At 73.2% G+C, this 21,897-nt stretch carries 16 protein-coding genes; 5 read left to right on the forward strand and 11 right to left on the reverse strand.

Translation table 11 applies throughout. The annotated features are described in order from the left end of the window. Positions 1–218: 218 nt before the first annotated feature. The gene (locus OG595_RS38410) at positions 219–1,487 is read right to left on the reverse strand and encodes a DUF418 domain-containing protein (RefSeq protein WP_329280349.1); all 1,269 of its coding nucleotides are present in this window, start codon (positions 1,485–1,487) and stop codon (positions 219–221) included. Positions 1,488–1,704: 217 nt separating this feature from the next. Here OG595_RS38410 and OG595_RS38415 point away from each other — a divergent pair, with 217 nt between their 5' ends. Further along, positions 1,705–1,893: a hypothetical protein gene (locus OG595_RS38415; RefSeq protein WP_329280351.1), complete on the forward strand. Its 189-nt coding sequence runs from the start codon at positions 1,705–1,707 to the stop codon at positions 1,891–1,893. Positions 1,894–1,997: 104 nt separating this feature from the next. Continuing rightward, positions 1,998–3,794, forward strand: a complete 1,797-nt coding sequence (locus tag OG595_RS38420; RefSeq protein WP_329280354.1) for an ABC transporter ATP-binding protein — start codon at positions 1,998–2,000, stop codon at positions 3,792–3,794. Between the two features lie 105 nt (positions 3,795–3,899). Here OG595_RS38420 and OG595_RS38425 read toward each other — a convergent pair whose 3' ends face one another. The 3 genes from OG595_RS38425 to OG595_RS38435 form a co-directional block, all read right to left on the reverse strand. Then, the gene (locus tag OG595_RS38425) at positions 3,900–5,009 is read right to left on the reverse strand and encodes a sensor histidine kinase (RefSeq protein ID WP_329280356.1); all 1,110 of its coding nucleotides are present in this window, start codon (positions 5,007–5,009) and stop codon (positions 3,900–3,902) included. Further along, on the reverse strand, positions 5,006–5,677 hold the full coding sequence (locus tag OG595_RS38430; protein WP_329280358.1) for a response regulator transcription factor: 672 nt from the start codon (positions 5,675–5,677) through the stop codon (positions 5,006–5,008). The genes OG595_RS38425 and OG595_RS38430 overlap by 4 nt, the downstream gene beginning before the upstream one ends. Positions 5,678–6,069: 392 nt before the next feature. Continuing rightward, positions 6,070–8,916, reverse strand: a complete 2,847-nt coding sequence (locus tag OG595_RS38435) for an AAA family ATPase (RefSeq protein ID WP_329280360.1) — start codon at positions 8,914–8,916, stop codon at positions 6,070–6,072. 201 nt (positions 8,917–9,117) lie between these two features. Between OG595_RS38435 and OG595_RS38440 the strand changes: the two genes are divergently transcribed. From OG595_RS38440 to OG595_RS38450, 3 genes are all read left to right on the forward strand, one after another. Further along, positions 9,118–9,852 carry an AfsR/SARP family transcriptional regulator gene (locus tag OG595_RS38440; protein ID WP_329280362.1) on the forward strand — a complete coding sequence of 245 codons (735 nt, stop codon included), beginning with the start codon at positions 9,118–9,120 and terminating at the stop codon, positions 9,850–9,852. Positions 9,853–9,913: 61 nt separating this feature from the next. Beyond that, positions 9,914–10,126 carry a hypothetical protein gene (locus tag OG595_RS38445; RefSeq protein ID WP_329280364.1) on the forward strand — a complete coding sequence of 71 codons (213 nt, stop codon included), beginning with the start codon at positions 9,914–9,916 and terminating at the stop codon, positions 10,124–10,126. Then, on the forward strand, positions 10,123–11,661 hold the full coding sequence (locus OG595_RS38450) for an eCIS core domain-containing protein (RefSeq protein WP_329280366.1): 1,539 nt from the start codon (positions 10,123–10,125) through the stop codon (positions 11,659–11,661). The genes OG595_RS38445 and OG595_RS38450 overlap by 4 nt, the downstream gene beginning before the upstream one ends. 46 nt (positions 11,662–11,707) lie before the next feature. Here the strand turns inward: OG595_RS38450 and OG595_RS38455 are convergent, their stop codons facing one another. Genes OG595_RS38455 through OG595_RS38485 form a run of 7 tightly spaced genes read right to left on the reverse strand, consistent with a single transcriptional unit; the run spans position 11,708 to position 21,875 of the window. Further along, on the reverse strand, positions 11,708–13,000 hold the full coding sequence (locus tag OG595_RS38455; protein WP_329280368.1) for a DUF6519 domain-containing protein: 1,293 nt from the start codon (positions 12,998–13,000) through the stop codon (positions 11,708–11,710). A 9-nt stretch (positions 13,001–13,009) separates the two neighbouring features. After that, positions 13,010–15,115, reverse strand: coding sequence for a hypothetical protein (locus OG595_RS38460; RefSeq protein ID WP_329280371.1), 2,106 nt, complete (start codon positions 15,113–15,115; stop codon positions 13,010–13,012). Next, positions 15,112–17,718, reverse strand: a complete 2,607-nt coding sequence (locus OG595_RS38465; protein ID WP_329280373.1) for a putative baseplate assembly protein — start codon at positions 17,716–17,718, stop codon at positions 15,112–15,114. Before OG595_RS38465 ends, OG595_RS38460 begins: the two co-directional genes overlap by 4 nt. 6 nt (positions 17,719–17,724) lie before the next feature. Next, complete coding sequence (locus OG595_RS38470) at positions 17,725–20,544, reverse strand: putative baseplate assembly protein (protein ID WP_329280375.1); 2,820 nt, start codon at positions 20,542–20,544, stop codon at positions 17,725–17,727. After that, positions 20,541–20,930, reverse strand: coding sequence for a GPW/gp25 family protein (locus OG595_RS38475; RefSeq protein ID WP_329280378.1), 390 nt, complete (start codon positions 20,928–20,930; stop codon positions 20,541–20,543). Before OG595_RS38475 ends, OG595_RS38470 begins: the two co-directional genes overlap by 4 nt. Then, positions 20,927–21,274, reverse strand: a complete 348-nt coding sequence (locus tag OG595_RS38480; RefSeq protein ID WP_329280381.1) for a hypothetical protein — start codon at positions 21,272–21,274, stop codon at positions 20,927–20,929. The genes OG595_RS38475 and OG595_RS38480 overlap by 4 nt, the downstream gene beginning before the upstream one ends. Before the next feature lie 10 nt (positions 21,275–21,284). Further along, positions 21,285–21,875: a phage baseplate assembly protein V gene (locus OG595_RS38485; protein ID WP_329280384.1), complete on the reverse strand. Its 591-nt coding sequence runs from the start codon at positions 21,873–21,875 to the stop codon at positions 21,285–21,287. Positions 21,876–21,897 lie beyond the last annotated feature (22 nt).

Genomic DNA, 21,897 nt, shown 5'->3' on the forward strand with positions numbered 1-21,897 from the left:
GCCGACCATGCGCCCGACCGGTACGGGGCTCGCGCCCAGGGCGTAGGGGGGCGGCGATCCCACGGGAGTGGTCCCCGCCCCGCCGAAACGGCCCCTGACCTGGACAGCCGGCACTCCATGGGCACCCCTCGGCGACGGGGCCCCGCACCTACGCGTGATGAGCCAGACGTACGGCGGACCGGGGCGGGACGTGGAGGTCGAGCCACCCCGGCCAGGTCTCATCGGAGGTGCTTCGCCGGCCTGGTGGCGGCGTTGAGCAGGTACTCCAGCGGGCCGCGACGGAAGAAGCGGGACCAGACCGCGGCGAACACGATCGCCCCGAAGACGAACATGAGGAGCGGCACCCAGGACTGCTGGGTGCCGGGCCCGACCCCGAGCTCGGACAGCCAGGACTGTACGACGAAGTGGCCGACGTAGGCCGTCAGGGACATGGTGCCCACGGCGATGACCGGGTTGGCCAGTCTGCGCAGTCGCGGGAGGCGGTCCATGGCCGCCGTCGCGCCCACGATCACGAGGATCGCGACTCCCACGCTGCCGATGATGTCGAACGTGGTGCCGCTGTGCGGCCCGGCCGTCAGGAGCATCGATGCCTGGGGCTCGAACGACCCGCTGTCGAGGGGCATCGACCCGGAGCTGCCGGACATCGCCCCGGAGCCGCCGGACGACGGACCGCCTTCCGCCAAACTGTCCAGCGCGTTCCTGCCGGCCAGCAGCAAGGACATGCCGTACGCGGCCACGGTGAGGGCGGCGCCGAGCGCGGCCAGGCGCCACTGGACGGCGGTCGCGGACAGGTCTAGGCGGGCCAGCGCCATACCGGCGATCACGAACGGAATCCACGTGATCGCCGGGTAGAAGCCGGTGCACAGCAGATCGAGCACTCCCACGTCGCTGAGCCGGTGGAGCGGGTCGTAGGCGTTGACGCTCTGTCGGATCGGCTCGGTGAGCAGCGAGTTCAGGGCGAACGCCAGCTGCGGTGTGACGAGGGCAAGGGCGGCCGCGGTGATCGCGAGGGTCCTGGCGCGCAGTCGCACCAGGGGCAGGGCCAGCAGGAAGTAGACGCCGTAGAAGCCGAGGATGATCACTCCGCCGTATTCCATCGCCATCACGGTGCCCAGCGCGAGCAGGACCACGGCGCGGATCGCGATCCTGGCCTTCGCCTGACGGCCGGCCAGGCCGGTCTTCGGCTCGCGGCGGCCGGCGAGCAGCATCAGTGAGAACCCGGCGAGGGTGGCGAACAGGACCGACGAGTGACCGTCCGCCATGTACCGGACCCAGCTGGCGACACCGTTCGTGGCCGACAGCGGGGGACCGATGTGCACGACGTACATGCCGAACACCGCCAGCGCACGGGCCAGGTCGACCCCGACGAGGCGTCCCGTCGAAGGACCGGGCGGGGCCGGCACGGCGGACTCGGGGGAGGTGCGGGGCTGCGGAGGAGAGTTCTCCTGCGGAGCTGACGTCTCCGGCAGTGGCTGCGACTTTGTCATACGGAGAATCTCGCGGGGACATCCGGAGGCGGACCATCCGGCAGGCCGCGGTGACGACCCCGCCGGTCGGCGGGTACGCCCCCGCTACTCGGGGAGTCACGTCCCGGCCGGTACGACGCGACCGGACAGCCGTCCGCTCCTTCCTCAGCCACTCGGCGGGGGTGGACCCGACGGTTGCCGGATGGGCACCGGGAGGCGGGGCTTCCAGGCTGGAGGCATGACACACCGTGCGCGACACAGGGAGACCGACACTTCCCTCCGGTCATCGGCCGGCCTGGGCGGGTTCCTGGAATTCCTCGGTCTGGCGCTCGCGGCCGGCGCCTTCGTCCTGTTCGTCGTCCGCCCTGAGGTGTCCGAAGCGTTGGTGCACACCCTCGTCACGAGGACAGCCGGACTCGGCCACTGAGCCGACACGCGCTCACCCCTGGTGCGCCGGACCGCCGATGCGGTGTCTGGCGGGCCGCGGAAGAGCAGGCCGCAGAAGAGCAGGCCGCAGAGGAAAGGAACGCAGTGAACACCGCATCCGCCCCGACGACGGATGAGCCTTGCGAGGCTTCCCTGTCCGCCCGGGAGACGGTCAAGGCGCTGTGCGCCCATGTCCGGCCGCACCGGTGGGCCGTCGCGCTCGGCCTGCTGTGCGCCCTGATCGGGGCCGCCGGGGGACTGCTGCAGCCGCTGGCCACGAAGACACTGGTGGACCGCCTTACGACAGGTGGGACCGTCGCCGGGATCCTGATCGCGCTCACGGTGCTGGTGGTGCTGGGCACGGCGGTCGAGGCGTTCGGCGCGTATGTACTGGAGCGGACGGCGGAGTCGGTGGTCCTGGCCGCGCGGCGCACCCTTGTGGGGCGGCTGCTGCGGCTGCGGATCGCGGAGTGGGAGCGGATCCCGCCGGGCGACCTGATGTCCCGGGTCACCTCGGACACCACGCTGCTGCGGGCGGTCAGCACCCAGGCGGTCGTCTCCGCGGCCACGGGCGCGGTGACCTTCGTGGCGGCGATCGTGATGATGACGTTCCTGGACGCCGTACTGCTGGGCGTGACACTCGGCGTGGTCGCGCTGGTCGGCGGGGCCACCGCACTGGTGATGCCGAGAATCGCCCACGCCACCGAACGCTCGCAGGAGGCGGTCGGGGAGATCTCCGTCGCGCTGGAGCGGGTCTTCGGGGCGTTTCGCACGGTGAAGGCGTCCGGCGCCGAGGAGCGGGAGACCGCCCACCTGGAGGCGGCGGCACGGCGGGCGTGGCTGCATGGCGTGAAGAGCGCGAAGTGGGAGGCCGTGGCAGGCTCGGCGGACGAACTCGCCGTACAGCTGGCCTTCCTCGCGGTGCTCGCGGTCGGCGGGGCACGGGTGGCGTCCGGGGAGATCCCCGTGTCCACCCTCATCGCCTTCCTGCTGTACCTCTTCTACCTGATCGAACCGGTGTCCAAGCTGGTCGAGGCCGCGTCCCACTACCAGGAGGGGGCGGCGGCGATCTCCCGGATCGCGTACGTGGAACGCCTCTCGACGGAGTCGCCCGCCCGGCCGAAGGGCGCTCTGCCCAGGCAGGGGACCGGGGTGCGGGGCCCGGCGTCGGTCCGCTTCGAGGACGTGTCCTTCCGCTACCGTCCGGGCCTGCCGTACATCCACCGCCAGGTGAGCTTCGAGGTACCGGGCGCCGGGACGACGGCCTTCGTCGGTCTCTCCGGCGCGGGCAAGTCGACGGTCTTCGCGCTCATCGAGCGGTTCTACGAGGCCACCGGAGGCCGGGTCCTGGTCGACGGCGAGGACGTACGGCACTGGTCCCTGCCCGAGCTGCGGTCCGCCATCGGATACGTGGAGCAGGACGCTCCCGTGCTGGCCGGCACGCTGCGCGAGAACCTGCTCCTCGCCGCGCCCGGCGCGACGGACGACGACATCCGCGACGTCCTGGCCCGGACCAGGCTCGACACCCTCGTCGGTCGGCTGCCCCACGGCCTGGACACCCCGGTCGGACACCGCGGGTCGAAGCTGTCCGGCGGTGAGCGGCAGCGCATCGCGATCGCCCGCGCCCTGCTGCGGCGGCCCCGGCTGCTGCTGTTGGACGAGGCGACCTCGCAACTCGACGCCGTCAACGAACTGGCGTTGCGGGACGTCCTCGCGGAGGTGGCCCGCGAGACCACCGTGCTGGTGGTGGCCCACCGCCTGTCGACGGTGACCGGCGCCGACCGGATCATCGTCATGGACACCGGACGGGTACGGGCCGTGGGCACCCACGAGGAACTGGTGGCCCAGGACCCGCTGTACGGGCAGCTGGCGGCCACCCAGTTCCTGGCTCCCGCGCGATGACCCACCCACCACACGCACCGGTACCCGTGGACACCAGGACCGCGAAAGGTCCTTCATGCGCACCGAGTTCGCCGTCCTTCGCAGACAGCGCGAGACCCCGGCCGGTCAGTCCGCGCCGAGCGGAATCCGCAGCCGCACCCGGTAACCGCCCTCCGCCGTGGGGGCCGCGTCCAGGGTGCCGTGCAGGATGTCGGCCCGTTCCCGCAGGCCGACCAGGCCGTGCTGCGAGCCGGGCAGGGACAGGGAGGGGCGTGTGGCCGCGGTGTTGGTGACGGTGACTCCGACGTCGTCGCCGTGCTGCCACAGCTCGACGCGGGCCGTGGCGCCGGGGGCGTGCTTGCGCACGTTGGTCAACGCCTCCTGGACCGTGCGGTAGATGGCCCGTTGGGCGGGTGTGCCCACGGTGGGCGGGAGTTCACCCGTCAACTGCGCGTGAGCGCCGCTGGATTCCACGAGTCTGCGCAGGTCGGCCAGGGTCGGCTGAGGGGTGAGTTCGGTGGCGTGGCCGCCGGAGGCGCGCAGCAACGTGACCATGGTGCGCAGTTCGTCGAGCGTGGTGACGCTCAGCGAACGGATCGTGCGGGCGGCATCCTTGGCGTCCGCGTCCTCGGTGGCGACCTGCAACGCACCCGCCCGTACGGCGATCAGGCTGACCTGGTGGGAGACCACGTCGTGCATCTCGCGGGCCAGCTGGGCGCGTTCGCGGGCGAGCACGGCCTGCGCGTGCAGGGCCCGCTCGTGCTCCCTGGCCTCCTCGATCTCGGTCAGCCGCCGCGCCAGGTCCCGTTGCGCCTGGAGAAGCTGGCCGAAGAGGACGGGGGCCGCGGCGGTCGCCAGGCCGTACACGAAGAAGACCAGCGTCATGGTCCGGTCGACCTCGGCCAGAGGCCACGGAGTGCTGCTCGCGACGGCGGACAGGGCGACGCACACGGCGAGGAGACGGCGGTCGCGGGAGCGTTCGGCCAGAGTGAACAGCGCCACGAGCACGGCGACGGCGACATCCTGCATCAGCGCGATGGGCAGGGTGAGCAGGAAGACGCCGAGCGGGAACCGCCGCCGGAAGGCGAGCGCGGCGCAGCCGACCGCGGCCAGCGCCACGCCGAGCCGTGTGTGCTCCCACATGTTCAGCCATACATCCACGGCCGCCACCGTCACCAGGACGATGTCGACGACCGGAGCGGGAACCCGCTGCCACCGGACGCGTGCGCGGTTCATCGTCCGGCCTCGGGCCGCGGGCGCTCGTCGAGCAGTCCGGCCCGCTGCGCCAGCAGCGCGGCCTGCACTCGGCTGGTCACCCGCAGCTTGGTGAGGATCGCGCTGACGTGGTCCTTGACCGTGCCGACACCCAGGTGGACGCGCGCCCCGATGTCGGCGTTCGACAGACCCTCGGCCACCAGGACGAGGACGTCGCGCTCGCGGACGGTGAGCAGCCTGACGCGAGCAGCCTCCTCGTCGACGGCCGTCCGGGTGCCCGGGTGGCTGTGCAGCAGGGTCCGCGACGCCTTGGGGGACAGCACCACACCGCCCGCGGCGAGGGTGCGCACCAGGTGGGCGAGCTGCTCCGGCTCGGTGTCCTTGAGGAGGAAACCGGCCGCGCCGCAGTGCAGCGCGGTCAGGATGTACTCGTCCGCGTCGAACGTCGTCAGCATCGCCACCACCGGAGCGTCCGGGTCAGCCCGCAGCTCACGCAGGACGGTGAGCCCGTCGACGTCCGGCATCCGGATGTCCAGCAGCACCACGTCCGGCCGTACCCGGCGGACGGTCTCCACGGCGTCGCCCCCGCCCGCCGTCGCGACGACCTCGATGTCCTGCGAGGCGCCGAGAATGAGTTCGAAGCCCGAGCGGACCAGTGCCTCGTCGTCCACCACCACTACCCGGATCACGCGCGCTCCGCCTCACCTTCATCCGTCATCCAGCCGTGCAACCCATGCCGTCCCGACCCTAGAGCCCCACAGAGTCCCCACGGCCCGACGAACCGCAGCTCCAGCCACACGGCGGGGTGTCACCCTCCGGTCGGCAGGGACACCGCGTCCTGCTGCCGGACACTCCAGGATCGGCACGTACTGCCTGTCGGACCCGGTCGAAGCCGATCGAAGTCGGCGTGATATCGGTGGCGGCGGTCGGACGCCGATGTCGGCCGGCCACCGGCTCGTGGTCCGGGGCGTGACCTCCCGGACCATGGGCGAACGCGACGGCCTCGCCCGCCCGTGGTCCGCTGTAAATGACACCGCTGACGCAGGGCGTCCAGTGTTCGTTCTCCGGCTCTGCTGAGGTATCACCCGACGACGCCGGCGTGTGCCATGCAGCGGGCCAGGTCGGTGCGGGAGCGGACGCCCAACTTGCGGTAGACGCGGGTGAGGTGGGCCTCGATCGTCTTGCGGGACAGGAACAGGGAGGCGGCGGCCTCGACGTTGCTCAACCCCTCGCCGATGGCGCGCGCCACCTGGAGTTCCTGCGGTGTGAGCAGCTCCACCACGGACGGCCCGGTCCGGCGGACGGTGGCGCGGTGCCCGGTGGCCGCGACCTCCGCCCCGGCCCGCGCCGCCCACGGCAGTGCCCCCAGCGCGCTGAACGTCCGTTGCGCGGCGAGCAAGGGCTCCTGCGCCGCCGACGGGCGCCGGAACCGGCGCAGGACCTCGCCGCCGACGAGCCGGGTTCGCGCCTGCTCGAAGGGCATCTCCCTTTGGCCATGCGCCAGTTCGGCGGTGGCGAGCCAGTCGGCGGCCTCGTCCGCCGTCTGCGCCAGCATCACCCGGCAGCGGGCGTGCGCGGCCGCGGGCCACGCAAGCGCGGTCGCCTCGGCGCGCTCGGCGAGCCAGTCCGTCACCGCGACCGCCCGCTCCCGCGCGCCGGTACGCAGACACGCCTCCACCAGATCCGCCACCCACGGCATGAGGTTCGGGTTGACCAGCCCCATCCCGTCGGCCATCCGGAAGGCCGCCTCCAGGTGCGTACGGCAGGCGCCCGGGTCTCCGGCGGTCAGCGCGGCCGATCCCAGCGTCCCGCGCGCGAACATGCCCAGACCGCGCAGCCGTCCGCCGCACCAGCGTTCGTACCGCGCGATCCGCTCCTCGCAGGCGGCTGTGTCGCCCCGCAGGCCGTCCAGCCGGGCCAACTGGATCAGGGCGTAGCCCGACATCGCCAGCTGCCCGAACTCCTCGGCCCGGCGCAGTGCTTCCACGGCGTCGGCACGCGCCTTCGGCCAGCGGCTCCACATCTCCACCTCGCACCGCCCCAGCAGCGCGTACGGCAACAGCGTCGGCGAACCGTCGCGCCGGGTGCCCTCGATCACCGCGTCCAGCACCCACCGGGCGACCTCGCCGTCGTCCGTCCAGGCCAGGCCCTGCGCGATGTCCATGGAGACCTGGCGTTCCGCGGGGCTGCGAACGATGTGCAGGGGCATGTCGCCGTCCCCGGACCGGCGACCCTCGTCGAGGAGCGCGAGCAGCGCCGCGCGTCCCGTCGGGACGTCACCGCCGAGTGCCTGGGCCTTGGCCCGCATCACGGCGGCGTGCCGGCGCTGCGTGTCCTGGCCGCCGTCGGCGAGTTCCTGGCACCGTGCCGCGATGTCGGATGCGTGCCGAAGTCTGCCGTCCATCGTCGCGGGCGCCACCGCGGCACCGTACAGGAGACAGGCCCGGGACCGGTCCACCGGTTGTACCGTGCGGGCGGCGTCGACGAGGAGCCGGTGGGCGCGGGCCGGGTCGCCGAGCCAGGTGCAGGCCTGACCGCGCAACAGCTCGATGTCGGCGGTCAGCAGCGGGTCGCGACTGCGGGCGAGGGCCTGTTCGCACCAGCGGGCGGCGTCGCGCGTGGTGCCGCCGTAGAAGGCGTCACGGGCCGCTTCGAGCAGCCGGCGCGCGGCGTCGGCGGGGTCCGGGGACAGCTCGGCGGCACGGTGCCAGGCGCATGCCGCGGCCGCCAACGCACCGCGCCGACGGGCCTGTTCGGCGTCGTTGGCGAGCCGCGCGGCGACCGTCTCGTCCGGGCCGGGCGCGGCGGCGGCGAGATACCAGGTCCGCAGCCCGTCGGACGACAGCGCTGCCAGCCGCCGGTACACCCGCAGGCGGCGGGCCGTGGTGCACTGGCCCAGTACGACCGGCCGCAGCACGGGATGCCGGAGCTCGCACACGCCGTCCCGTATCCGCACCAGCCCGGTCCGCTCGGCCGCGTCCAGCGCGTCCAGGTCCATGCCCTCGGCCGCCAACGCCTCCGCCAGCAGGGCGAGTTCGGGTGTGCGGCAGGCGGCGACGTACACCAGCGCCTCCCGGGTGCGGTGCGGCAGCGCACGCAGCTGTCCCAGCCAGGCCCGTTCCACGAGGGGGCCGGGTGCCTCCCACACGTCGTCCCACGGCGCGGCGCCCGCCTCGCGTGCCCGGGCGAGCGTTCCCGCGTACTCGACGAGCACCAGCGGATTGCCCAGCGACAGCCGGACCAGCCGGTCCGCCGCCGGATCCGTACGGTCGAGTCCATGCCGTCGCAGCAGCGTCCAGCAGTCGTCCTCGGCCAGCGGCCCCAGCACGGCCCGCGGCACGCTCGTCCACACGCCGTCCGCCTCGTCCCCGGACCGCATGGCCATGACCAGTGCCACGCGCTCCGTGGTCAGTCTGCGTGCCACGAACTGCAGGACCTGCCGTGACGCGGGATCCACCCAGTGCAGGTCGTCCACGACGACCAGCAGCGGCCGCACCTCACCGGCCGCCGCCAGCACGCCGAGTGCCCCGGCACACACCGCATAGGGATTGGGCCCCGCCACGTCCGTCAGCGCCAGACAGCCCTCCAGCGCCCGTCGCTGCCCCGGTGGCAGCTCGCTCAAGTACGGCCGCAGCGGAAGCAGCAGGTCGGCGAGGACGGTGTAGGACAGCACCGCCTCCGACTCCACACCGCGGGCCCGCAACACGGTCGTACGGCAGTGGTCGGCCGCGTACCGCAGCAGCACGCTCTTCCCGATCCCCGGGTCACCGCTGAGCAGCAGGGCGCCGCCCCGCTCCGCCAGAGCATCCAGCAGCCCGTCGAGCAGGGCCCGTTCACGCTCTTGCCCGACCGGCGGGAACTCGGTGTCCCCGTCCGGGCCCGTCCCGGCCCCCGGTACGCCGCCGGTCACGACCGTCGTCTCGTCCATGACGCCCCCGTACGCCCCGCGGCCGTGGGCCGCGTCACCAGAGTGCTCCCGTAGGGGTGATCGGCGTGAGCGATTGCACATCTTTGTCCGGCTTCGGCGTTTCGTGAAAAACCTTACGAACATGGGGAGTTCCCCGATGCGCCGGAACCCTCTCGTGCAGTTGCATCGATCGGACTCGTGGGATGCGTCGGGGGAGGCGCCATGAGCACTGCCGACACGTTCGCGCCCAGACTGTGCCTGCTGGGCCGTTTCACCCTGACCTGCGGCCCCACCGTGCTCGACGTCGGTACCGCGGCCCAACGCCTCCTCGCCTACCTCGGCCTGCGCCACCACGGCACCCGCACGGTGGTCGCGGGGACGCTGTGGCCGGACGTGCCGGAGGAACGGGCGCACGGGAGCTTGCGGACGGCGCTGTGGCGGTTGCACCGGGGGAGGGAGCCGCTGGTGTGCAGCGCGGGCGACGCCCTCTCGCTGGCCGAGTCGGTCACGGTGGACGCCCGGACTCTGATGGACTCGGCCCTGCACGTGGTCGATGCGTCACCGCTGGCGCTCGCACCGTCCCCGGAGCTGTTCTTCGCCGGAGACCTCCTGCCCGGCTGGGACGAGGACTGGGTCCTCTTCGAACGCGAACGCCTGCGCCAGCTCCGTCTCCATGCCTTGGACGCGCTTGCCCACCGGCTTCTTGCGGAGGGGCACCATGCGCTGGCCCTGGAAGCGGCCCTGGAGAGCGTGCGCGTCGAGCCGCTGCGCGAGAGCGCGCACCGTGCCGTTGTCGCCGTTCATCTGGCTGAGCACAACGTGCTGGAGGCGGTCCGGCACTATCTGGTCTTCCGGGACCTCCTGGACGTCGAGTTGGGCGTCGAGCCGTCCGCCCGCTTCGTCGCCATGTTCCCCACTGCCACGCAGGCCCGGTTGATGCGGTTGACGCGTGAATGACGCCGTTGGGCCACCCTGCCCGTGTGCAGCGAGGCTCCCTTCCCTCGACGAGCGGACCAGCATGGAACATGTTCCGGACACCCCCGGCGCTCTCCTCCTCATCACGGCGTGGCTGGAACCCACCCGGGACGCCCCGGCACTGCGCGCCCGCATCCTGCGCTCCGACGACATCCGTTCCCAAACAGCCAAGCCGGTCCTGGTCGTCGGCAGACAGGCGGTCCTGGACGTCGTGGACGAGTGGTTGGAGGCGTACGAGAGCCGAGGTGACACATGATCTTCGCTCGGTCGACGCGTACCGGGGGGAGCGGTGGAGGCGACAAGGCCGCGGGCGAACGCGAGGCGGAGCGCACCGCCGCTCGTACCTGGCACACCGTGGGCATCGGCCCGTCGCCCGGTCCCGCCGTCATGTCCGGCCGGGGCCTGTCCGACGTCCGGCTCCACAGCGACACCGTCTCGGCCGGCCTCGCCCGAGCCTTGGGCACCCCCGCCTTCACGGTCGGCTCCGACATCGGACTCGACCCCGACGCCCTCGACTGGAACAGCCCCGTGGGCAGTCGTGTCCTGGCCCACGAACTCGCCCACGCACGGCAGAACGGCCAAGGGGCGACCGGTCCCGCGGTGCGGTGCTTCGGGGGACCCGAACACCAGGACCTCGGAGACCGTGATCTGGGGGCTCTGACCGCCTATCTCGGTACCCCGGACGGACGGGCTTGGGCCGTCCGGTCCGGCCTCGACCCGGACGAACTCCTCGCCAGGATCAAGGCCGATCCGGTCGCCGCGGGAGCGCTCGTCCGCCGGGTGGATCCGGCCACCGGCCGACCGAACGGGCGGGGGCTGACGGCTGGTCAGATCATCTCGCTGCAAGGGGACTTCTACGAACGCCCCGCTGATCTTGCCAAGGCTCCTGAGAAGGAGATCAGTGAACTGCTCGGCATCATGGCCGACGAGCGGCAGGGGAAGGCCGGGAACGCCGACAAGCGCTTCAACACCGCCACCGGCGGACGGTATCTAGAACTTGCGGCGCGCAACGACACCCACTTCGCCGGTCTCAACCGTGCCATGTGGCGCACCTTGCACCAGCAGGCGATGGCCAAGGCCCGGGCCGCGGGGCGGAACGGCGCGGAGGCGGACCATCAATCCGCGTTGTTCCTCGACACCGCAGCGGGTCACTATCTGACCGACGCGTTCGCCGCGGGCCATGTGATCGACAGCAGGCAGGTGCTGGCCGCGATCGCCCTCCACCTGCGGACGCATCCGATCCGCGCCCGCCGAGGCGGCATGCAGCTGCACCTGGGCTTGATCGACGCGGCGGGCAAACTGGCCGGACCCGTCCTCAAGAACATCCATGACCGCCTGAACCGGGAGGGGTTCATCGTCACCAACGCCCGCGGCATGCGCTGGCGCGCCTATGGCGACGGGCACCTCAAGGACTCCCCCGAGACCAGCAGACTCGCGGCGCTCGCCGTGTTCCTGTCGCGTGACCAGCTCAGGGCCGCCCGTGAGGGCAGGCCCGCCGATCCGGGCGAGGTCGAGTCCCTGCTGCCCGACCAGCAGAGCATCGACGCGGCCACCCTCACGGCCATCGGACACATACCTCAAGCCGTCGCCGAGGTGGAACAGCTCGTTTACGAACAGCGCTCCTTGGCGCCCGAGGTGCTCGGAAAGGTGGTAGGCACCATCGCCGAATGGAATCTGGACCTCGTCGGAGACCCCCTCCACGAGCAGAACATCGTTCGCGACATCGAGTCGGCACGGCGGCGTGGTGACGGGCCGGTCATGGCGCCGAACGCACCGATCCTGCGCTGGTGACATCCGGTACGCCGGCCCACTGGCCACTGGCCACTGGCCGCAGGCCTCAGACACCTGACGTCAACGGCATCGCGAACGACGTCCGCAGAGGACTCACCTTGCTCCCCGCCACCACCGCCAGCGGCGCCAGGTGATACCGCCCCCCGTGCGGCGCACTCCCGCCCGGATGCGGCCAGATGACCGTCCCGAGGGTCCGGCGGGCGGCGAAGGTCCAGTGGTCGCCGGAGCGGTACTCGTGGGCCGGCTCCTTGGCCGTGGACGGGTGGAAGCGGATCTCGATGCCGTGTTCCAGAGGGATCCAGGGGCCTTCCACGACCGGGATCGCGCCGTCGGTCCTGTCGGCGGGGGGTGTGTGGTCCCAGCGGCGGAGGTAGGGGTAGCGGTCGGGGGAGAGGGGTGGGTCGGGGGTGGTGGCGAGGATGACGGTCAGGGTGTCGGGGTCGATGTCGTCGATCCGGTGGAGCGGGGGTGCCTCGGCGGGCAGGCCGAGGTCGCGGCGGAGCGAGATCGCGTCGTCGACCACCTCGACCCAGTGGCCGGGCTCCAGAGCGGTGTGCCGGTCCCGGGCCGGTGACGTCAGCCGCATCTTGGTGCCGCCGAGAGGGCGGACGGGGTGGATCACCGAGCCGTTGTCCCGGGACCAGACGAATGACGCGCCGTCGGCCGCCGTGCCGCCGTGCCGGATCTCCACCCGGTAGAGCTGGTTCTCGCCGGTGTACGACACGTCGGGCGACGCCGTGCAGGGGTCGTCCGACGTGCTGTCGTCGCGGGAGGTGCGGACGTCGAGGACGCCCGTGCCCCGGTCCGGCGCGTGCTCGGCGGCGATCCGGTGCACGGGGTTCTGACGGCTCTTGAGCGGCAGTGCCCGGACCTGCCAGACCACCTGGGCGCGGCTCGCCGAGTCGGGCTGGTGCAGGCCGAGCGCGGGTTCGTGGAGTGACGGGTCCTCGACCTCGGTGACGTGGCGTTCCCAGACCTTGAGGTAGACGACGTAACTGCCCGAGGGCAGTTTGTCGGCGCCGTCGGCGTCGATGTACGCGTGCGGCTGCTCGACGTAGGTCACCTTGCCGGGGTTCTCGACGAGGATGCCGTCCACGTAGTAGCGGCCCGACCCGATGGAGAATCCGCCAGTGCCTATGTCGGAGATCTCGAAGCCCAGGTTGGCGGCGGGTCCGGCGTGGGGGCCGACCAGGTCTGCCATCGCTGTCCGCAGGTAGTGCAGCAGGATCGCCGTCTGTTCGTTGCGGTTGGCGTCCAGGCCCACGCGTCCCTGAAGGTCGAACACGGTCGAGTAGTTGCGGTCGGGCGAGAAGGTGATGTTCGAGAAGTCACCGTGCACGGCGTCCCCCTAGGTGGCGGTGATGACGGCTGCCTCGACGCCGAGCGGCACGTACTCGGCGAGGTGGCCGACGAGGTTGCTCAGGCGTTGGGGCTGGTACAGGTCGTGGAAGGCGCCCATCTCGGCGCCGTCCTCGGCGCCCGCGGAGACCGACGGGTCGCAGGCGGGGTGCAGTTGGCAGTAGCCGGGGTGGCCGTAACGGGTGCTGGTGAAGTGCGGACGGACGGACTCGGGGGTCGGCACGCAGCGGTAGCGGGGTGGGCCAGGGTGCGCGACCGGGGCGTACGAGTAGCGAAGGCAGCCCGTGTCGCGGCGGAGGGTGTGCAGGCAGCCCGTGACGATGCTGTTCTCGCCGAGGGCGAGGGCGTGGGCACGGATGCCGCCCAGGACCGTGCAGCGGCGCATGGTCAGTTCGGCGTGGGCGAAGCGGTCCTCGGGGGCCGTCACGGCGGGGAGGTCGTGGGATGTGGCGTCGACGACCGAGTCCAGGATCTCGACGGTCAGCGGGTCGCCCTTCGTCTCGTCCTGGTCCACCACGATCGTGCCGACGATCGAGTGCTCCACGCGCAGCCGGGCCGTGGTGCGGCGTAGTTCGACGGACGGCTCGGTGCCCCAGCGGGGGCGGCAGTCGTGCTCCAGTTCCCAGCCGGGGACGAACGTGCAGTGGCGGACGACCACTTCGCCGATCTGGCCGACCACGTCCAGGCTGCGGCCGGTGACCACGAGGCCGTCCAGGACCAGTCGCGGGCGGCGGGCGGCCGGTGGCGGGCAGTCGGCGGCCGTGCCGGGCGGGGGTTTCTTCGCGGTCGCCCGTACGGTGAGCGCGTCGAAGCGGTTGGCCTTCTGGTTGAGCAGGCGGACGACCGGGCGTTCACCACGTGCGGCGCGTATCTCCAGCCGGTCCTCCTCGTCCAGGTCGATCCGCAATGCCTCCGTGTAGTCGGCCGAGTCGCGGATCTCGATCAGCGCGTCGTGCAGGGACGGGTCCGCCGTCCTGTCCGCCCTCCACTGCCGCAGCGCGGCCGTGACGGAGCCCAGACCGTCCTCGCCGCCGACGGCGTACAGCCTGCGCTCGCCGACCGGGGAGACCGGGCGCCGGTACGCGCCACCGCCCATCGCGTCGGCGAAACCGTAGTGCCAGCTCACCCACACCCCGTCCTCCGGGGCCTCGTCCGCCGGGAAGGCGATCCGGCCTAGCACCGGATCGACCACGACCTGCCCGGGGCGCGGCCGGTAGCGCCAGCCGGTGAGGTCGGCGACGACGATCTGTTCCGCCGGTACGGGGTTGTCGGGGGCGTCCCGCCAGATCTGAAGGCTTCTGCCGGGGCCGTAGTACTCGGTGACGGCGGCCTCGAACTCCTCCCGTCCCAGCGGATGGGGCACGTCGCCGGGGCCCGACACCCGTGCGGGCGCCGGGCCTTGCGGTGCCGGGGCGAACAACCGGGTGTCGATACCGAGGACGTTGACGAGGTAGCGGCTGTAGCGCTGGTCGACGCAGAACGCCGGCGCCCGGGTCACCGGGAAGGCCCGCAGCCGCCAGACGAACAGGGCCAGACCCGGGATGCCGTGCAGCCCGCGGGTCTGCGCGCTGTTCGGCCGCCGTACGTCGACGAGGTGCGGCGCGTCGTCGAAGGGGCCGCCGAGCCGGGCGCAGGCCAGCGGGTCGCGCACGGCGAAGGTGGCGGGGCGGTCGGGCCGTACGTGTCGCAGGTGCTGGGCGCGGACCAGGTGCCGGTACAGCTCGACGGCCCGGGCGGGCCAGCCGGAACTGTCCAGGGCGACGGCTTCCAGCGCCGCCGCACCGCCCTTGCGGCGCCGGTTCGCGACAGCGTCCGCCACGTCCCGGCGCGGCGACAGCGCACGGACCGCGCCGGATGAACTGCCGGGCGGCGGCGGGCGGATGCCGACCAGGGCGCCGATGTACGGCACCACCCAGTCCTCGCACGTCTCCACGAACCAGTTGGCGTACCAGGTGTCCAGGTCGTCCTCGATCACCCGGACCTGTTCCTCGACGATCCGCAGCAACGCCCGCAGCGGGAAGCCCTGTTCCTCGTCGCGGCCGCGGTGGACCGCGGGCAGCAGGTCGTAGAGACGGTCGGGGGGCGGGCTGCTCATCGGGCCACCTCCAGGTTCAGTACGACGAAGCTCGCGAGGCCCGGTGCGGCGACGACGAGATCCGCGGGACGGACGATCTCCGTCGGCGGCGCCGCTCCGGCCTCGACGCGGGCCGGGCTCGCCAGGACGCGCTGCGCGACCCCCGTGACCTCGGCCGCGTCGGCCGGTGTCCTCCCCAGGGTCGCGCCGAAGCGTCGTACGTCCACGAAGACCACCCCCGGCACCCCCTGAAGGGCGGCCACGGCCTCCGCCACGTACGCGCTCTGGCCCAACTCCCGTGCGCCGAACGAGAAGACGCGCTCGAACTCGGCCCGGACGCGCGGCTCCAGCAGGGTGGCGGAGCGGTCGGGGGCGATGCCGATGCGGGCCTGGAGGACGAGGTTCCACCGGGTGCGGGGCGCGACGGCGGTCGGCACTCCCGGGTCGCCGTAGCGGCGGAACGCGGTGAGCAGGGAGGTGACGACGGCCGCGTCCGGGTCGAGTTCGGCGTCGTCGACACCGGCCACGGTGACGTGTACGAGTTCGCGGCCGTTGACGGTCAGCCGGGCGGCCACCGCGCGGCCGATGCCGGCCCGGGCCAGCGTGAAGTCGGCGTAGTCGCGCAGGCCGACCAGGCGGTCCATCGCCAGCGTCGGCAGCGGTGCCCGGCCGCGCAGCGCCGCGTCGGTGTCGGCGTCGGTGCCGCCGCCGGTGGGCAGCGGATTGACGACGGCGTTGATCCCGAGGGGCTTGGCGCGCAACTGGCTCAGCTGCCCGGACCGCAGATTGCCCGCGCGCCCGAGACCGACCCGGTAGCGGGCCGCGATGTCGGCCGTGCCGGTGGGCAGCCGGGCCCCCCGGAGGCCGTCCCCGAAGACGACGGTGGCGGTGCCGGTGTCGTCCGTACGCAGCTCGTACGCGTGCTCGGCGGGGGCGGCGCGGGCGATCTCGTCCGTCTCGGACCACGCCGACCCGCCGACCCGGACGGTGAGTTCGGCCTGTCCGCCGTCGGAGTCGGGCGCCGCCACGTGGGTGAGCGGGCGCGCGGCCAGAGTGAAGCTCTGGTTCGGCCGGGACGCGTCGCCGCTGCCGAGCGCCGGCTCCTCCTTGGTCTCGCCGTGTGTGCCGGGTACGACGTTGCCCCACACGGTGACCGTGTCGCGGCGGTAGGTGTGGCGCAGCCCGGCGGCCAGTTCGAGGACGGTGTACGGGGTGGCGCCCGGCCGGTTGGGGTCGGTGACCGTGCGGGCGGCCAGGACGTGGGCGATCTCGCCGGTGGGTTCGGTGGCGTCGACGGGGGTGCCGCTGATCAGGACGGCGCGGGACGGGGGCGGGGCGGTGATCACCCGGTCCAGGTCGACGGCGGATCCCTTGAGCCCGTCGGTGAAGGGGCCGTCGGCGAGGGTGAGGGGCTCGGCCTGGGCGTGGACGGTGAGGTCCCGGTGCAGACTCAGCAGCGGAACCTCAACCTCAACCGGGTTTTCGTACCACGGTGTCGGCAGATCGAGGACGGTGACCTTGCCCGTGATGCCGTATCGCGCGAGGCCGCGGCTGCGGACACCGGTGGCCCGGAACGGCGTGCCCCAGCCGTCCGCCGACTCGATGACGATCCAGCTGCCCGGCAGGATCCGCGGATGGTCCCCGTCCAGCCAGAGCCGACGCCGCTCCTCCTCGGCACTCGGCCCCACTCTGTAGAGGGCGGGGTCCAACGGCCATTCCTCGAACTCCGGGACCGCTGTGGCGGTGGCTCCCGTGTTGCCGGTGGACTTGAGCTTCATCGGGGCGGTGGTGCCGAACGGCGCGGCCCTGACCCGCAGCACGTCGAGCCGTACGAACGCGGGGCTCCCCGTCCTCCCGACGCTCGCCCGGCACTCCGTCTCGAACTTGTCGGAGATCCGCACCAGACCGACGGCGGTCGTGCCCGCCACGGCGTCGGCGTGGACGGACTCCACGATCCGCAACGTCGGCTGTCTGCGGTCGTCGAAGTGGAACAGCAGCCGGTCGTTCGGCGCGACCCCGGTGCTCACCCCCTCCACGTACACGACCCGCAGCCCCAGCGCGCACTCCCGTGTCATCGGCATCGGCCGCCGCGTCCGCACCCGAAGCGCCCCCCACGAGGGCCGCGCCACCAGCTCCTCCGCCGTCTCGAACACCACGGGCTGCGCCCCCGGATCCGGCACGCTCTGCACCTGGGACCCGGCGGGGACCGTGACCTCCATGTCGGCCGGGTCGGGGTCCAGGGTGTAGGCGAGCCACCCGTCCGCCGCCAGGCCCGGCCTCGGCCGGTACCCGACGAGGCGGCCCAGCTCGACCAGCGACCGGCGTTCGGTGGCGGTCCCGAGGTAGCCCTCGTCGGCGATGCGCTCCTGATAGAAGGTGAGGACGTCGCCGACGCAGGCCCACGCGTCCAGCAGGGCCAGCGCGGGGTCGGCGGGGTCCCGGGTGCTGAGCCCGGCCAGTTCGGGGTGCGCGGAGTCGGCCAGGGCCCGGGTCATCGCCGCGAGGAACGCGGCGTGGGTGCCGGCCCGGGCGCGCAGCCTCGCCGCGCCGGGCGGGTTGTCCGTCGGCAGTGGGGTCGTGGCCCCGGCCGTGCAGTGGCACCTGCCCTCACCCGTGGCGCACATGGGCGTTCACCGTCCTCCTGCCAGATCGATCCGCAACACCCCGGCGCCGGGCCCCGCGGGATCCGCCCCGCCCGCCGGGATCTCCAACGGCCCGAAGGCCAGCACCCCGCCGTCCGGCACGAGCGGTACGGCCGTCTCGGCACGGCCCAGCCGCTCCACCGACGCCGCCACCACACCCGGCACCGCCATCGCCTCGGCGACCAGCCGCCCCGCGTGGAGATCGCTGTCGAAGGTCAGCCGGTCGGGGTGGAACAGGCCCCCGATGCCGTTGCCGAGCCGGGCGCGCACCGCCCGCTCCACGGCGGCCCGCCGCGCGTCCGGCGCGAGGCACAGCCGCAGCCCCACGTCCACCGCGACCGTGCGTGGCGCGTCCACCCGCAGATCGTGACCGATCCGTCGGCCGCGTTCGAGCCGGTCGCGCACGGCCTCCAGCAGCGCCGCCGGGGCATCGGCGCGGCCCAGCGCGTCGACCGCCACGTCGGCCTCGTACCAACTCCCGTTCCACGCGAGGTCGGTGGCCGCCCGCTGCACTCCGGCCACCTCGCCCGCCAGCGCGCTGTAGTCGTCGGCGGTGACCGCCCGCTCCAGCCGGTGCCGGTACTGCGTGGGGCCGAACAGCCGTGCGTCGGCGACGAGTTCGGGCGCGATGCCGCCCGTGGCGGGCAGTGGATTGCGTACGGCGGTGATGCGCGCGTCGGTCGGCGCGCAGACCACCACATGCACCACCGTGTCCGAACCGGCGTTGCCCGCAGGGCCGTTGCCGACGCGCACGGCCGCCGAGAAGGCCTGCCCGCCGGTCACCGCCCGCCCCAGCCGCCCGTCGCCGAAACGCAGTCGGGCCGTGCCGTCGTCCTCGTCCTCGACCACGACGTGCGGGTCGTCGCCACCGCTGTCGAGCAGGTCGGCCCGCACTTCCCAGTGCTCGGCGGCCGATGTCAGTGTCAGCTGGGGGAGCGCGGCCCGCGGATCCTGGGTGAGGGCGGCCGAGGCGGGCCCGGCGGCCCGCGGGTCGTCCGGGTCGAGCCCGGCGGCCAGGGCGGCACCCCAGCTCGCGGCGACCTCGGCGGCGGTGTCGGTGTCGAGCGGGGTGCCGGAGCGGGCGCGCGCGGCGAGCCGCGCAAGGCGTGCGGTGCGGCGGGCCAGCAGGGCGGCGGAGCGGGACCGCAGCAGTGCGAGCGCCGCCCTCCGCCGTGCGGCGTCGCGTGCCGTCTCCAGCCCGGCGTCGGCCACCGCGCGCGCACCCCACAGCGTGCGGGCCAGGGCGAGGTCGGCATCGGTGAGCGGATCACCCGCCCGCCGGTACAGGTCCGCGACCGCCTCCGCCGCCCGTGCGGGGATGGCCTCCAGCGCCCGTACCTGCGCGGTCGCCGTGCGCGCCGGATCGGGGTGGGGCGAGCGCCGGGTGAGCGGACCGGCGTCCAGGCGGGGCAGCCACCGCAGGGGCACTTCGGCCGGCTGCCGGGGCCGGCCCGGGCCGTCGCAGCCCGCCGGGCGCGTGGCCGTGGCGGGCGCGGTGAGGCGGAGGGGAGGTGTGCCGCTGCTGCCGTGGTCGACCAGCACGATGTTGCCGTGGGCCACGCCGACGTCCTCGAACAGACAGCACCCCTCGCCGCCCACGGTGGCCAGAACGAGCGGGAAGGCCAACGCGTCCTCCTCGGCCCAGGCCACGCGCAGGAGCCGCTGCCCGTGCACCGGGTCCGTGATCTCCTCCGTCTCCGTCAGCCGCACCGCCTGCCGGTGGCGCGGATCGGCGTCGCCGGGGACGCCGGTGACCGGACCGCGTACCTCCTCCAGGACGAGCACGTCACCGGGCGCCAGCTCCAGCGCGCGCTTGCTGCCGGTGCCCGGGTCGACCAGGGTCGCGGACGTCGTCCCGGCGGGCAGGCAGCACTCCTCGCCGTCCCAGGTCCACAACCGGATCCCGTTGTGAGCGGGGCGCAGCACCAGATCGGCGGCGACCACGGGCTCGTACCGCTCGAAGTGTGCTGTGCTGCCGCGCAGTCGGGCCGCGGAGACGAGTGGGCCGGCGTCGGGCAGCGCGGTGGCGAACCAGTACGTGTCGGCGCGCAGCACCGCCGGCTCCTCGGCCGCCAGATGTACCCAGGTACGGGCGTTGCAGCCCTCGTGCAGGCGGTGGTCGACCAGTCGCAGATGACGGCGGACCGAGGTGCGCAGGCGCGCGGTGTGCAGGTACGCCTCGGTGGCGACCGCGTCCTGCCGGTAGGAGAGCCGGTCGCCGACATGGGCGAGGAGCTCGACGAGGGTGACGCCGAGGTCCGGGACCTCCCGGTCGGCCCAGGCGGGCGAGACGAGGGAGAGCCGGTCGAGGATCAGCCGGCGGAAGCTCGCGTAGTCCTTGGCCAGGTGGTCCAGGGCGGGCACGGGTCCCGCCGGGGCCGGGCGGTCGGCCTCGGGAGCGCAGTCGGCCTCCTCGGCGCAGTCCGCCGTGAAGGTGAACTCCGCGCGGCTGTGCCGGGGATCGAAGCCGGGGAACGGAGCGCCCGGCCGGTCCGGGTCGACCAGACGGAGCGTGTACGGCGAGCGGTCGCCGAGCCGGTCCACGGTGACGAGCAGTGTGGCCCGCCGGGTCGGTGGCGGCGAGCCCTCTACCCGTACGCTCACGACACGCACCGCGCGCCCCGGTCCCTCGACGCGCACGCATCCGGCGCCCGGCAGCGGATCGGGTGCCTGGCCGAGCAGCAGCACGCGCAGGGTGCGGGCGGGCGCGTCGACGTCCACGGCGACCACCGCGCCGAACCCGTTCTCGCGGGCCCGGTCCGCCCGCTCACCGGGCAGACAGGGGTGCACATCGGGTGTACCCGTCACGTTCCCGTCCCCCGTTCCACCACGGCCGTGCCCGGTTCGCCCGTCGCGAGCAGCACATAGCCGACGGTGATCCGCAGCTCCGCCTCCTCGGACTCCACCTCGACCCGCTCGACCTGGATCACCTCGCTCAACCAGCGCTGCAGCGAGGCCTGGAGGGAGTACTCCACCGCTGCGGCCAGCTCCTGGCCGCCCGGCGCGAACACCAGCTGGAGCGCTCCGGAGCCGAAGTCCGGCCGGTTCACACGCTCGCCCGGCACGGTGAACAGCAACTGCTCGATCAGGTCGCGGACATGGTCCTCGTCGCTCGTGCCGGCCGACCGGCCGCGCGTGTCGACGTGGAAGGGGAAGTCGAGGTGCGTCCTCGTCACGTCCGGGTGCGCGCTCATGTGGCCACCACCCGCTGCTGGACCGTCGACACCACGGGCGGCCCCTGCGGTGCCTGGGCGGCGGACTGCCCCAGGCCCGTGCCCGGTCCGGCGGGCTGCACCACGAGCGGGCGGCCCCGCACGAGGACGTGGGTCGACGCTGCCGGGCCGAAGTCGACCTTCACACAGGGGCTGGGAGGCTGTGCGGACGACAGGACACAGGAGGGGGCGACCACGTTCACGTCGGCCGTCGTCACCACCGGCGCACCCCCGGCCAGTACCTGCTGCTGACCGGGCGTCAGCGTGACCTGCCCCTGATGCGCGCAGGTCAGCGCGGCGGCCGTGGTGAGGGCGAATCCCGGCATGGCGGCCTCCTCACGCCGTCTTCACGACGAGCGCGCCGTTGTTGATGTTCACCAGGCCGACCAGGTTGATGTTCGCCGCGGTGATGGTCACGCCCGCGCTGTCCACGGTGATCGACGCGGACGGCGACTGAAGCAGCACCCCGCCGCCCTTCATGGGAGCGACGGGCGAGTCGCTGACGGCGACCTTGCTCCTGCCCGCACTCTCCACGACGAACACCGGGGAGCCGGGGACGAGCGTGCCGGCCGTGGCCGGGGCCTCGGCGCGGCTGCCCCAGAAGAAGCCCGTCCAGATCGGGTGGTCGGGGTTGCCGCCCTCGAACTCCACCCACACGCCGGCCCGTTGGGGCGGCACGACGAACATCCCGGACCGCAGCCCGGCGAGCGGTACGCACGGCATCGCCCAGCTCGTCGGGAACAGCCCGAACACGTCCGGCACGCTCACCAGCAGCCGGCCCCTGCCCAGTGGATCGACGTTGTCGACCACCGAGCCCCGGTATTTGCCGTAGAAGCGCCGCACGCCCGGCGGCTCGGCGTCCTCGCGCTGCGCGGGGCTGAAGAAGCCCGGCGACTCCACGTGGCCGATGTCGTGAATGTTCGTCATGACGTCTCGTCTCCTCGCGCCG

The organism is Streptomyces sp. NBC_01451 (assembly GCF_036227485.1).
Classification (GTDB): domain Bacteria; phylum Actinomycetota; class Actinomycetes; order Streptomycetales; family Streptomycetaceae; genus Streptomyces.

What these genes read in the sequence shown, in the direction of transcription:
- OG595_RS38410 (WP_329280349.1), bottom strand. Translation starts at nt 1,487, where the DNA reads ATGACAAAGTCGCAGCCACTGCCGGAGACGTCAGCTCCGCAGGAGAAC.
- OG595_RS38415 (WP_329280351.1), top strand. Translation starts at nt 1,705, where the DNA reads ATGACACACCGTGCGCGACACAGGGAGACCGACACTTCCCTCCGGTCA.
- OG595_RS38425 (WP_329280356.1), bottom strand. Translation starts at nt 5,009, where the DNA reads ATGAACCGCGCACGCGTCCGGTGGCAGCGGGTTCCCGCTCCGGTCGTC.
- OG595_RS38435 (WP_329280360.1), bottom strand. Translation starts at nt 8,916, where the DNA reads ATGGACGAGACGACGGTCGTGACCGGCGGCGTACCGGGGGCCGGGACG.
- OG595_RS38440 (WP_329280362.1), top strand. Translation starts at nt 9,118, where the DNA reads ATGAGCACTGCCGACACGTTCGCGCCCAGACTGTGCCTGCTGGGCCGT.
- OG595_RS38445 (WP_329280364.1), top strand. Translation starts at nt 9,914, where the DNA reads ATGGAACATGTTCCGGACACCCCCGGCGCTCTCCTCCTCATCACGGCG.
- OG595_RS38450 (WP_329280366.1), top strand. Translation starts at nt 10,123, where the DNA reads ATGATCTTCGCTCGGTCGACGCGTACCGGGGGGAGCGGTGGAGGCGAC.
- OG595_RS38460 (WP_329280371.1), bottom strand. Translation starts at nt 15,115, where the DNA reads ATGAGCAGCCCGCCCCCCGACCGTCTCTACGACCTGCTGCCCGCGGTC.
- OG595_RS38465 (WP_329280373.1), bottom strand. Translation starts at nt 17,718, where the DNA reads ATGTGCGCCACGGGTGAGGGCAGGTGCCACTGCACGGCCGGGGCCACG.
- OG595_RS38475 (WP_329280378.1), bottom strand. Translation starts at nt 20,930, where the DNA reads ATGAGCGCGCACCCGGACGTGACGAGGACGCACCTCGACTTCCCCTTC.
- OG595_RS38480 (WP_329280381.1), bottom strand. Translation starts at nt 21,274, where the DNA reads ATGCCGGGATTCGCCCTCACCACGGCCGCCGCGCTGACCTGCGCGCAT.
- OG595_RS38485 (WP_329280384.1), bottom strand. Translation starts at nt 21,875, where the DNA reads ATGACGAACATTCACGACATCGGCCACGTGGAGTCGCCGGGCTTCTTC.